This window comes from Eudoraea algarum (genome assembly GCF_050589645.1).
In the GTDB taxonomy this organism is placed as follows: domain Bacteria; phylum Bacteroidota; class Bacteroidia; order Flavobacteriales; family Flavobacteriaceae; genus JBNGOQ01.
In genome coordinates, this window is the sequence record NZ_JBNGOQ010000003.1 from 639,979 (window position 1) to 652,152 (window position 12,174).

Annotated in this window: 13 protein-coding genes; 2 read left to right on the top strand and 11 right to left on the bottom strand. The window is 45.3% G+C overall.

The features are described 5' to 3' along the window. The first annotated feature begins 1 nt into the window (after position 1). Complete coding sequence (locus ACRD67_RS13625) at positions 2-877, top strand: rhomboid family intramembrane serine protease (protein WP_430967767.1); 876 nt, start codon at positions 2-4, stop codon at positions 875-877. A 4-nt stretch (positions 878-881) separates the two neighbouring features. Continuing rightward, positions 882-1,898, top strand: a complete 1,017-nt coding sequence (locus ACRD67_RS13630) for an endonuclease/exonuclease/phosphatase family protein (RefSeq protein WP_430967768.1) — start codon at positions 882-884, stop codon at positions 1,896-1,898. On the opposite strand, the gene ACRD67_RS13635 is transcribed toward ACRD67_RS13630, so the two are convergent. The 11 genes from ACRD67_RS13635 to ACRD67_RS13685 form a co-directional block, all read right to left on the bottom strand. Continuing rightward, positions 1,875-2,198, bottom strand: a complete 324-nt coding sequence (locus ACRD67_RS13635; protein ID WP_430967769.1) for a DUF6122 family protein — start codon at positions 2,196-2,198, stop codon at positions 1,875-1,877. The two genes, ACRD67_RS13630 and ACRD67_RS13635, sit on opposite strands and share 24 nt — an antisense overlap. Continuing rightward, positions 2,191-2,826: a WbqC family protein gene (locus ACRD67_RS13640; protein WP_430967770.1), complete on the bottom strand. Its 636-nt coding sequence runs from the start codon at positions 2,824-2,826 to the stop codon at positions 2,191-2,193. Before ACRD67_RS13640 ends, ACRD67_RS13635 begins: the two co-directional genes overlap by 8 nt. Positions 2,827-2,893: 67 nt before the next feature. Next, positions 2,894-3,256: a four helix bundle protein gene (locus ACRD67_RS13645; protein ID WP_430967771.1), complete on the bottom strand. Its 363-nt coding sequence runs from the start codon at positions 3,254-3,256 to the stop codon at positions 2,894-2,896. Between the two features lie 59 nt (positions 3,257-3,315). Continuing rightward, complete coding sequence (gene lepB, locus ACRD67_RS13650) at positions 3,316-5,016, bottom strand: signal peptidase I (protein WP_430967772.1); 1,701 nt, start codon at positions 5,014-5,016, stop codon at positions 3,316-3,318. 135 nt (positions 5,017-5,151) lie between these two features. After that, a complete protein-coding gene (gene dapB / locus ACRD67_RS13655) occupies positions 5,152-5,853 on the bottom strand; it encodes a 4-hydroxy-tetrahydrodipicolinate reductase (RefSeq protein ID WP_430967773.1) in 702 nt (233 codons plus the stop codon). A 3-nt stretch (positions 5,854-5,856) separates the two neighbouring features. Continuing rightward, positions 5,857-6,498, bottom strand: a complete 642-nt coding sequence (locus ACRD67_RS13660; protein ID WP_430967774.1) for a DUF5683 domain-containing protein — start codon at positions 6,496-6,498, stop codon at positions 5,857-5,859. After that, positions 6,491-7,399, bottom strand: a complete 909-nt coding sequence (locus ACRD67_RS13665; protein WP_430967775.1) for a ParB/RepB/Spo0J family partition protein — start codon at positions 7,397-7,399, stop codon at positions 6,491-6,493. Before ACRD67_RS13665 ends, ACRD67_RS13660 begins: the two co-directional genes overlap by 8 nt. Further along, positions 7,399-8,172 (bottom strand): ParA family protein, encoded by a 774-nt coding sequence (locus ACRD67_RS13670; RefSeq protein ID WP_430967776.1) that lies wholly within the window; start codon positions 8,170-8,172, stop codon positions 7,399-7,401. Before ACRD67_RS13670 ends, ACRD67_RS13665 begins: the two co-directional genes overlap by 1 nt. Before the next feature lie 145 nt (positions 8,173-8,317). Further along, positions 8,318-10,477: a methylmalonyl-CoA mutase gene (gene scpA, locus ACRD67_RS13675; RefSeq protein ID WP_430967777.1), complete on the bottom strand. Its 2,160-nt coding sequence runs from the start codon at positions 10,475-10,477 to the stop codon at positions 8,318-8,320. Continuing rightward, positions 10,470-11,840, bottom strand: coding sequence for a methylmalonyl-CoA mutase subunit beta (locus tag ACRD67_RS13680; RefSeq protein ID WP_430967778.1), 1,371 nt, complete (start codon positions 11,838-11,840; stop codon positions 10,470-10,472). The genes scpA and ACRD67_RS13680 overlap by 8 nt, the downstream gene beginning before the upstream one ends. Next, on the bottom strand, positions 11,833-12,174 hold the full coding sequence (locus tag ACRD67_RS13685; RefSeq protein WP_430967779.1) for an FtsB family cell division protein: 342 nt from the start codon (positions 12,172-12,174) through the stop codon (positions 11,833-11,835). The genes ACRD67_RS13680 and ACRD67_RS13685 overlap by 8 nt, the downstream gene beginning before the upstream one ends.

The following is a 12,174-nucleotide window of genomic DNA, read 5'->3' on the forward strand; positions in this document are numbered from 1 at the left end:
TATGAGTACAGGTCTACGATATCAATTTGCGAGGTTGGGCATAGCTGAAAAGCTCATTGCCATAAACGTCCTCATATTTATTGTGGACAAACTTGTTGTTTTTCTCCTAGGCCTCCCCGGGGATAGTTTTCTGCAGTGGTTTGAATTGCCCAAGGACTTTTTCCGCTTTATAGGGCAACCCTGGTCCATGGTGACCTATTCTTTTTTCCATGCAGGCTTTGGCCATATTTTTTGGAATATGTTGGTGCTCTATTTCTCCGGACGTATATTTCTGAACCTATTTGGTCCCCGACGCTTTATCAATGTTTACTTTTTAGGTGTTATTGTGGGCGGACTTATTTTTTTGCTCGGCTACAATGTGTTTCCGGCACTTTTGGGGAAGAACACAGCCCTGATCGGAGCATCGGCCGGGGTTACCGCAGTCCTTATTTTTGTCTGTGCCTATATTCCCAATCAGGAGGTGCGCCTGATCTTTTTTAATTTGAAACTGTGGTACATCGGGGCTTTTATTGTGCTCATAGATTTGATTCAAATCCCGGACGGTGATAATGTAGGAGGGCGGTTGGCCCATTTGGGCGGAGCCTTGTTGGGTTATGTCTACGCACGTCAATTGGTAAAAGGCAGGGACATTGGTCAAGGCTTCTCCAGGTTCTTGGACGGGATAGCCAATATGTTCAAAAGGCGAGAGAAAAAAGCACCCTTAAAGACTGTGTATCGAAAGAAGAAGGCAAGAAACAGGAAATCGGACGTAAACTATGACAAGGAAAACCACCAGCGCAAGATAGACACCATTTTGGACAAGATTAGCAAATCTGGATATGAAAGCCTTTCCAAAGCGGAAAAGGATTTTTTGTTCAAGGCAGGTAAGGAGGATTGATCGCGTGAAACTATTGACCCTGCTAAATAAAGTTGTATTTGGAATCAACGTTTTGTCCGCGACGCTGCTGCTCATATCCGTTGTCATCCCCCATGTTTCCCTTGCCCATTTTCCAGGAATGGCCTTTTTGGGTCTTTCGGTACCCGTTTTGGTAATTGCACACCTCTTTTTTGTACTGTATTGGTTGTTACAGGGCAAAAGGCAGCTCTTTCTTTCCCTAGTATCGCTGCTGCTGGGCTATCTGTTTTTGGAATCCTTTTTTCGTTTTGACCTATCGCAGGATACGATCGAGGAGACCGATTTGAGCATCATGAGCTATAATGCCAGGATTTTTAACCGATTTGGTTGGCATGCGGATGCCCTTTTGGATGATAGGATCGTAGGGTTTGTAAGGGGTCAGAACCCCGATGTTGTATGTTTTCAGGAGTTTGATTATCCAAAAAGGACAGAATTTGATCAGTATCCCCATAGGTATGTAGCCTTGATGAAAGGCAAGGTAATCCAAGCCATTTTTTCCAAATACCCCATTGTATCAAAGGGGCATCTCGATTTTAAGAAAAGCACCAATAACGGGATATATGCTGATATTGTATACCAGGGCGATACCCTACGCATCTATAACTTGCACCTTCAATCCTTGAAATTGAGGCCCGGAAGCATCGTCAGGGAGCCTCTGGGAAATTTGTTCAACCGACTAAACGGCGCATTCCAAAAACAACTGGAACAGACGGCGGTTTTTGATGTGCATAGAAATGCCAGCCCTTATAAGAACATCGTATGCGGGGATTTTAACAATACGCAATTTTCCAGAGCCTACAACCGGATCAAGGGCGAGATGTCGGATACCTTTGAGGAAAAAGGATCCGGCTTTGGTAGGACCTATGAGTTTGTGGGGTTTCCTGGAAGGATCGATTTTATTTTGGTGGATCCCGGCTTTGAGGTCACCGCCCATAAAAATTTTGATGTAGCATTATCCGATCATTATCCCATTATGGCTTCAGTGCGTCTCCAGGGCAAGTAGCCAGCAGTCCAGCGTGTCTGCAAGGATATGTAGGAGAAGGGCAATACCCACCAACCGGGTCTTTGAAAAGAACACCAAGGAAATATACAGGGCTATGGCCCAATAGCTATGCAGGGGATGAAAGTCAATACTGCAGCGGTCTGGCGCAAAAATAGGGTTTGCCAAAAGATGGTCCAGATCAATTACAATACCGGCAAGCAAAATCAGGATTACCCGTGTTCTATGTTCCTTAAAAAAGAGAAAACCAATGGCTATGGGTATCAGAAAATGTATGCCATAATGAATGAATAGCCTAAACATCCAAAAAATCGATTTTCAGGTTCTTCAGATAGCTTAGGGCATTGCTGCCCTCATTGAACAAAAGATCCAATATGCTGGCGTTTTCAACAAACCCGTGACGGTCCCCGAAGACCTGAACGTATTTTTGTTGTTCAAATGCTACGTCCTTTTTGGCGTTTACCAGAAATCGGGCGTCGCTAACTTCCGTAGGGTTTTTTTCATACACCTCAGTTTTTAAAGTGGGCATCGCAATCCCTAGACTTTGGCAGACTGTTTCTATGGTCTTGAGGTTAAAATCCAGGAGAGAAGTAAAAGGCTTTTGATAGAGGCCTATCAATTCATCTTCGTAAAATTCAAAGAAGGGAGAAGTCCTATAGGCGGTTTCCAAGGTTCTCCAATGTTGCCGCTGCCAGGGGTATTTGTTATCGAGCTTTACCTCTCTGTATTTTTGACGCCCTTGATCTCCCCCCACATGTTTTATAGGAATGTTCAGCATATGTCTCCCCGCATCGGTACAGATGTAACATCGATTTCTATACGTCTGCTTTTGAAAATTATCCATGACCTCCCAACATACTTCGCGATGGGCAATTACTGCGAAGTGGGCAATATTCGGGAAATAGGCCGGATGCAGAAGGAGAGGTGACAATTTGTTTATTTGTTTATTTGTGGATTTGTGGATTTGTTTATTTGTGGATTTGTTTGTTGGTGTTGGTTTACTTATTGAGTTGGTGTTTTCTTAGGGCATTAAGTTTATTGGTTATGCCTTCTATCATGGACCTACATTTTTCATATTCTTTGATAGAAAGATAATCAAATTCTTTTGCCAGGATAAGTTGATTTAACACTTCTACCGACGAACCAAAGGAAATGGTCGTAAAATGTGCTTTGTCCCTATGGGTCTTACGTGCAGAGCCCTCTGCAATGTTGGAACATATCGAAACTACTGCTCTCCGTAATTGATGGGTAAGACCAAACTTTTCGGTTTCGGGAAATTTTGAGGTGACCTTGTAAATCTCCTTGGCCAGTTCCTTGGCCTCCTTCCACACGTCTAATTTTTCAAAAGAATAGATGTACATTCAATTTTTAAAAGCCTCCAATCCAAATCAACCCATCAACAAAAAACATATAATTCCAATTATTTTTTGGCCTTCTTTCGGCGCTTTCTTACAAAGTCGAACACGAACCAGCCGGCCAGCACAATTAGAAAATGTTTAAAATAGGAACGTGGTTCGCCATCCCCGTGTACTGTGGTGAAGATCCGGTCCCAACGGGGCTTCCAATTGGCAATGCCATCGTTAAAGTTGTCAAAACTGAGCCAAATGAATATGGGGGTGCCCACGATGTGATTTTCAGGTACATAGCCCCAGGCGCGACTGTCTTCGGAATGGTCCCTGTTATCGCCCATCATCCAGTAGTAGTCCTGTTTAAAGGTATAGCTGTCCGCGACACGTCCGTTGATCTTTATTTGATTTCCGGAAACGCTTACGGTATTGCCTTCGTAATCCCGTATGATCTTTTTGTACAAGGGGAGTACGTTGAGGTCCAAGGGAACGGTCTTTCCGGCCTCTGGAATATAGATAGGGCCAAAATTGTCGTAGTTCCATGGGAAAGCGGGATTTTGTGGAAACAGGTTCCCGATCCCTTGCCCCCTGGGCTCTATTATTTTTACCACGGAATCAATAGCCGTATTGTTTTCCAGGCTTTTCACAAGTTCATCCGTAGCCGTTACCAATCGCTGTCTATTGGTTACCTCCTTTAGGGCCAATCGGTATTGGCGTATGAGGTTCGGATTTATGCCCTTGCCCTCGGTGACAATCTGAATCGGTGAGGTTTGGTTATTGATGCGATACCCATTTCTGGCCAATGCCTGTATTTGCACCGGACTTAAGCTTTCCGCCACATAATACCTATAAAACTCCGTCGCTCCAAGTTGTAACAACAAACGGGAAGAGACACCGTTTTTACCATAAACGAAATAGTCGTACTGCGGCTTTGCCCTATCGGGAAGCTGGAGTTGTTTTCCATTTACGTGTACAAAACCGTCTACCACGGATAAAGAATCCCCAGGGACACCGACACAACGCTTTACGTAGTTCGATTTTTTATCGATGGGTTTTTTTACCCCTTCCTCGGCCTTAAAGAAAACGCGGACCGTATCGGCGGGCCAACTAAAGACCACAATTTCGTTTCTTTTGATTTTTTTAAATCCGGGTAACCTAAAATAGGGAAGCTGTGGTTTGTTCAAATAGGACCGTATACCCAATCCTGGGATGGTGTCATGTACCATGGGCGCAGCAACCGTAGTCATGGGAGCTCGTGCGCCGTAGTGAAACTTGCTCACAAATAAAAGATCCCCGATACGCAAGGTCCGCTCAAGGGAACCCGTGGGGATTACATAGGGCTGAATGAAATAAGTATGCACCAAAGTGGCCGCTACAATGGCAAAGACGATAGAGCTTACCCATTCGCCCAAACCCGTTTTGGGGTGCAAGCTTCTGTCGGCTACATAAGCCACATCCTGGGTATAATTAATGTAGTAGGTATAGAAACCGAGGGTAAGGATAACGAGCCAAGTATCGAGCAGGCTGTTTTTTCCAAAGCTACGAATGGTCTCTACCCATACTACCGGAAACATCAAAAGGTTAATAATGGGGATGAACAATAGGATGACCCACCATTTGGGCCGTTTTATGATCTGCATCAAGACGATAGCATTGTAAACGGGAATGGCTGCTTCCCAAGCTTTTCTACCGGCCTTTACATATAATTTCCAGGTTCCCAAAAAATGGATGACCTGTACGATCAGAATAAAAAGAATCCACTGTGTACCGTTCATAAAAATACGTCTTAGTTGCTTGTTTTACCCTTGGGTGATCCGTTGGCGAAATTACCAAAAAAGATGCTGAGTATATCGGTTCATTTTATCAATGTCATCTACATGAGTCCCCCAACCACAAAAATGTTACGTTTCTTAACCTAGGTTTAACACATCTTTCATGCTAAATACCCCTGCTTTTCCCTGGATCCATTCTGCAGCTACTACGGCACCCAGTGCAAAACCTTCCCTATTGTGGGCGGTATGCTCTATCGCTATTCTGTCTACCTTGCTTTCGTAGGTGATGGAATGTGTCCCGGGGACATCGGCTATACGTTTGGATTTTATGGGTATTGTTTTTTCCGATCCCTTTTCCCGTTCCCAGGATTCGTAATCCGAATTTTCGATGATCCCCTCGGCCAAACTAATGGCCGTGCCACTGGGGGCATCCAATTTTTGAGTATGGTGCACCTCTTCCATGCTAAGCGCATATTCGCCCAAGTTTTTCATCATCTTTGCCAAATACGTATTTAGTTCAAAAAACACATTGACTCCCAAACTGAAATTTGAGGCATAGATAAAGGCACCGTTTTTTTCCTGGCACAGCGCTACAGCCTTGTCATAATCGTTTAGCCAGCCGGTGGTTCCGGATATTATGGGAATACTTAGTTCCAAGCATTTTTTTATGTTACCAAAGGCGGCATCCGGGGTGCTAAAATCTATGGCCGCATCAACTTGGGAAAGGTCGGTTTCAGAGCTGTCCACATCAATTTTGGCCACAATCGTATGATTCCGGACAAGCGCGGTCTTCTCTATCATTTTCCCCATTTTCCCATATCCGAACAAGGCTATTTTCATCTGCTAAAACTTAACGATTAAAGCCATTCCGTAGGTCGGATTGGCGGTCACGGGGTTATAGTCCAGGAATGGCCTAATGTCCAAACTTAGATCATCATCAATATTGTACTGTTTTAAATGTTGGTCCACATTGGCATCGAGTATGTTCAGTGCATACAGGCCTATGGTAATCAACAAGGCAAGGTCTCGATCTCTTTGAAAACGTTCCTGGGCGTCCTGCAAAGCTTCATCTGAGAAGTCGGGCGTGGTTGGCGTTACACCATTATCAGGGGTGAGATCAAAAAATTCATCATCGGTGAAACCTGCCCGTCTTCTTTTAAAGGCGTCCCGAAATCGATTGTATTCGTTGTTGTTGAACACATAGGCGTACACTCCGGTTCCTATGGCCGCGTAGACTATAGGTACTTTCCAATACCTGCGGTTATAGATTTGCCCTAAGCCAGGCAATACGGCCGAGTAAAATGCGGCCTTACTGGGTGCCAAGGGATTTATTTTTCGCTTTACAATGGAATCTACCACAATACCCTTCCCCCTAAGATCCGTTTCCATGGAATCCAATTCTTGGGTATTTTGTCCTTTTTCCTGGGAAATGCCGGAAAGTGCACATAGTAAAAAAAACAGTAAAAAACCGAGGCTTTTATTCACCGGATATTAGTTTTTTTAGGCGCTGAAACTCCTCCTTGGAGTGAAAGGGAATCGTAATTTTCCCTTTACCATTCGAGGAAGCCTTTATCTCTACCTTTACGGCAAGATAGTTTTTAAAATCAGTGATACCTTCTTTTACGAAACCGGGGATTTCCGGAGTTTTTTGAGGATGTGTACCCGTGGCAGGGCCTTGTTTTTCATGGTAGGCTTTTACTGCCCTTTCCGTGTCCCTTACCGATAGGTTTTCCCCCACTATTTTTTCATAGAGCGCAATCTGATCTTGCTTTTTTTCAATGTTCACCAAAGCCCTTCCATGTCCCATACTTACAAAGCCGTCCCGCATGCCGGTCTGGATAATGGGATCTAAACGCAGCAAACGCATATAGTTGGTAATGGTGGAACGTTTTTTGCCTACACGATCGCTCAGTTTTTCCTGGGTAAGTTTAATTTCATCGATCAAACGCTGATAGGAGAGTGCAATCTCAATGGGATCCAGGTCCTGGCGTTGTATGTTCTCTACCAATGCCATCTCCAAGGATTCCTGGTCATTTGCAATTCTGATATAGGAGGGAATGGTCTCCAGACCGATCAATTTGGAGGCCCTATACCTTCTTTCGCCCGAAACCAACTGATATTTGTTGAAATCGAGTTTGCGCACGGTTATGGGCTGTATTACCCCCAGTTCCTTGATGGAGGTGGCCAATTCCCGAAGGGCTTCATCGTTGAAGTTGGAACGTGGCTGAAAAGGATTCACCTCTATGGCCGACACCTCCAATTCTACAATGTTTCCTACGACCTTATCCGCATTTTTGTCGGAAACCGACTGTATGTCGTTCTCCGGATCCTTTAAAAGTGCGGATAGACCTCTCCCTAAAGCCTGCTTTTTAGTAGCCTTTGCCATTATACCGTCTCCTTATTTTTCTTTACAACCTCATTGGCCAAATTGAGATAGTTGGCCGCTCCCTTGCTGCTAGCATCGTATTTTATAATACTTTCACCATAACTTGGAGCTTCACTAAGTCTAACATTTCGTTGGATTATGGTATCAAAGACCATATCCTCAAAATGCTTTTTTACTTCTTCTACCACCTGATTGGAAAGTCGCAACCTGGAATCGAACATCGTCAAGAGCAATCCCTCTATATCCAGATCGGGATTGTGTATTTTTTGTACGCTTTTTATGGTATTCAAAAGTTTGCCGAGACCCTCCAGGGCAAAGTACTCACATTGGATGGGAATAATTACGGAATCAGCGGCCGTTAACGCGTTTAGCGTAAGCAACCCCAGGGAAGGGGCACAATCTATCAGGACATAGTCGTACGGCTCGCCCAGGTCGGCTATGGCCTTTTTCAGCATATATTCCCTATCGTCCTTATCCACCAATTCAATTTCAATGGCCACCAAATCGATATGTGCGGGAATGAGATCCACATTGGGGGATGAGGTAGTTATGATGGTTTCCTTGGCGGTCTTGGTGTGTTCCAGGAGTTGGTAGGTTCCCATTTCAACGCCATCCACCTCAATACCCAATCCTGAAGTGGCATTGGCCTGGGGATCGGCATCGATCAAAAGCACCTTTTTTTCTAGCACACCCAGCGAGGCGGCCAGGTTCACAGTGGTAGTGGTTTTTCCAACCCCGCCCTTCTGATTCGCTATAGCAATAATTTTGCCCATTAGTCTAGTAAGTTAGGGGTTAAAAATACGATTATTTACAATGCCAAAAAATGTATTTTGTTAACACAAAGTGAATAACTATGGCTTCCTGCGTTAAAGTCAGTTAAAGTTTTGCAGATTAAGGTTTTAGCATAAAAAATCTAGATCAATCGATCAAGATTTCCAGAATTTGGATGGCGGCCTCGCTAATTTTGGTTCCCGGGCCAAAGACGGCTACCGCCCCGGCCTCAAATAGGTATTCGTAATCCTGTTTGGGAACCACGCCACCCACGATGACCATGATATCTTCCCGTCCATACTTCTTAAGTTCGCTCAGCGCTTGGGGTACCAGGGTTTTGTGGCCTCCCGCCAATGAGGAGACCCCTAGAATGTGGACGTCGTTTTCCACCGCCTGCTTTGCAGCTTCCGCGGGGGTTTGGAACAGTGGTCCTATGTCCACATCAAAGCCAAGGTCCGCATATCCCGTTGCCACGACCTTGGCACCGCGGTCATGGCCGTCCTGTCCCATTTTTGCAATCATGATTCTGGGTCTCCGACCTTCTTTTTGGGCAAAAAGGTCTGCCATTTCCCTTGCTTTCTTAAAACTGTCATCGTCCTTGATTTCCTTGGAATACACTCCGGTAAAAGATTTTATTACTGCCTTATGCCTCCCGTAGGCGGTTTCCAACGCATCGCTGATTTCCCCAATGGTCGCTCTGGCTCTGGCGGCATTTACGGTTAAAGCTAACAAATTTTCCGAAGCCTGCGATTCTCCTTCATTTAATTTATTCTTGGCGGCTTTGGTCAGCTGTTTTAAGGCCTCCACGACCGCCTCATTATCCCTTTCCCTTTTGACCGAAGCCAATCTTTGTAACTGTTGTTGACGTACCTTCTCATTATCTACCTCTAAAATTTGCAAAGCATCCTCTTCCTCGAGGCGGTAACGATTGACCCCTACAATAACATCTTGTCCACTATCTATGCGTGCCTGTTTCCTCGCCGCTGCCTCTTCGATCCTCATCTTGGGTATGCCCGCTTCGATAGCCTTTGTCATACCGCCCAATTCTTCCACTTCCTGAATCAGGGACCATGCTTTTTGCGCTATTTCGTGAGTAAGCTTTTCCACATAATAGCTACCTCCCCAAGGGTCTACCGTTTTGGTAATCTTGGTTTCCTCTTGTAAATAGATTTGGGTATTCCGGGCAATGCGCGCCGAAAAATCTGTTGGAAGCGCAATGGCCTCGTCCAACGCGTTGGTATGCAAACTCTGGGTTCCACCAAAGGCCGCCGCTGCTCCCTCTATGGCTGTTCGAGCCACATTGTTAAAGGGGTCCTGTTCGGTAAGGCTCCAGCCACTGGTCTGGCAATGGGTGCGCAAGGCCAGCGATTTTTCATTCTTTGGATCGAATTGCTTCACCAATTTGGCCCAAAGCATTCGTCCGGCCCTAAGTTTGGCAATTTCCATAAAGTGGTTCATGCCAATGGCCCAGAAAAAGGAAAGCCGTGGAGCAAACCGATCAATATCCAAACCTGCCTTAAGTCCTGTTTTGATGTACTCCAGGCCATCGGCAAGGGTGTAGGCCAGTTCAATATCTGCCGTGGCCCCCGCTTCCTGCATGTGATAGCCAGAAATACTGATACTGTTGAATTTGGGCATATGCCTGCTGGTGAATTCAAATATATCCGTGATGATCTGCATGGAAGGGGCAGGCGGATAGATATACGTATTACGGACCATGAACTCTTTGAGAATATCATTCTGTATCGTACCGCTGAGTTGCTCCAGGGAGACCCCCTGCTCTTGGGCTGCCACGATATAAAAGGCCATAATGGGCAGGACGGCACCGTTCATGGTCATGGAAACCGACATTTCGCCCAAGGGAATACCATCGAACAAAATTTTCATGTCCTCCACAGAATCAATGGCTACGCCCGCCTTCCCCACATCGCCGACCACCCGTTCGTGATCACTGTCGTACCCCCTATGTGTAGGCAGGTCAAAAGCAACGGAAAGTCCCTTTTGGCCGGCCGCAAGGTTTCTCCTGTAAAAGGCGTTGCTTTCCTCCGCTGTGGAAAAACCGGCATACTGGCGAATGGTCCATGGTCTTCTTACATACATGGTAGAATAGGGTCCTCTTAGGTTGGGTGCCATCCCTGCGCCAAAATCGAGATGCCCCATACCAGTGATATCCTGTGGCGTATAAAAGGATTGTAAGGGAATGCGCTCGGCAGTTAGATAGCTTTCACCTTGTAGGGTTTCGCCCTTGGGAGATGGGTTTTCGAGCCCAGAATTTAGGGTGATATGTTGGAGGTTTTTTCTACTCATCCTGTATTCTTTTTTGTTCCATGACCTCTGCCAGGCGTTTTTCCAAAATAGGTTCCAGCAAGGTTTTCCTAACGGCTCTTTTTAGAAAGGGATCCAACTCCAAATCCTGCTTCATTTTATCCTGGACGTTGGGGTATTTATTGGTGCCTACCAGTACTTCTTCCTGTATGTTGAAGCGCTCCTGCTCTTTCTGGGCATTTTCCTTGATCTTTTTCTGAAGGGTATGCGCCTTTAGCTGTTTTAGGAATCCGCCCCCTTTTTCAAGGGTTTTGAACAATGCCAGGGCCTTTTCGGCCATTTGTTGGGTCAGGGCCTCTATGTAGTAGGCCCCGTCCGCAGCGTTGGAAACCTTATCAAAGTAACTTTCATGTTTCAAGATCAGCAGCTGATTCCGGGCTATACGCTCCCCAAACTCATTGGCCTTGTGATACATGGCATCATAGGGCAAGTTGCATATGGTATCCGCACCTCCTATAATGGCACCCATACATTCCATGGTGGTACGCAACATATTCATATTGTAGTCGTACAAGGTTTTGTTACGTTTTGAGGGGAAAGCTATAATATGGCACTGGCTCGCTATTCCATATTCCGAGGCCAAGGTGTTCCACAGCCAACGCAGTGCCCTGAGTTTGGCAATCTCAAAAAAGTAATTGCTCCCAACGGAAACTTTAAATATATAGGGTTGATCGGATATCAGTTCGGACCGATGGAGATATTCATTGGCATGGGCCATGGCATACGCCAGTTGCTGTACCATGGTGGCTCCGGCGTTTTGGTAGAGGGAAACATCAATGGAAAGGGAGTGGCTTTGGAAGTGGGCGGAAAGTAATCCGCCAAGCATTTCAAAATCCTTTTCCATGCTATGGCACCAGTTTCCCGTTCGCGCAAGATGGCCAACCGGGTCCAGGTGTACGTTCACCGAAGATGGTAGCTTGTCCGTTATTGCGTTAAGCTGCTCAAAATACTCAAGAGATAAAAAGGGAAAATCCAAGTGGATTTTTGTGGTGGAAGCGTCAATTCCTTTAAGAAGAAGGTCTATTTGGACCTCTTGTGAGGGAACGGTAAACCAAAGACTTTCCGCTCCACGCTGCAAAATATCAAGGGCCTTTTTATTGGCTTCAATGGCATCCGCTACAAAAATATGTTGGCCTATGTTCCATTTTCCTTTTCTGGGGAAGGGGGGCACGGCATTGCCCCTAGTATCCTCGCTGTGGTAAAAAGGTTTTACCTTGATGCCTTCGGGCGATTCCCATACCAGGCTTTCATTGTAATCCAGACCCTTTAGGTCAAACTGGATTTTTTGTTTCCAGGCTTTGGAAGAAACCTGCGGAAAGGCATCAAATAAATCCGGTTTACTCATCCTTTTTTTGCTTTAAACTGTCCTCATATTCGATCAGGTAGATCTCCTCGTTCTTCTTTTTTAGATAATATTGTTCCCGAGCGAATTTTTCCAGTTCTTCGGGGTCGGACAGTTTATCGATGATTTTCTTGTCCTTGGCTATTTCTTCCTGAAGGAATTCCTTCTGTTTTTCCAACTTTTTTATTTCCCGTTTTAGTTCCATATGGATCAGCAGGGAATTGGTGTCAAAAAAAACCATCCATACCACAAAGACCGTCAGTACTATAAAATATGTACTGGTCAGAATGGCCACTACCGGAAACCATTTGCTCTTTTTAAAGTTTTTAATGCCCAT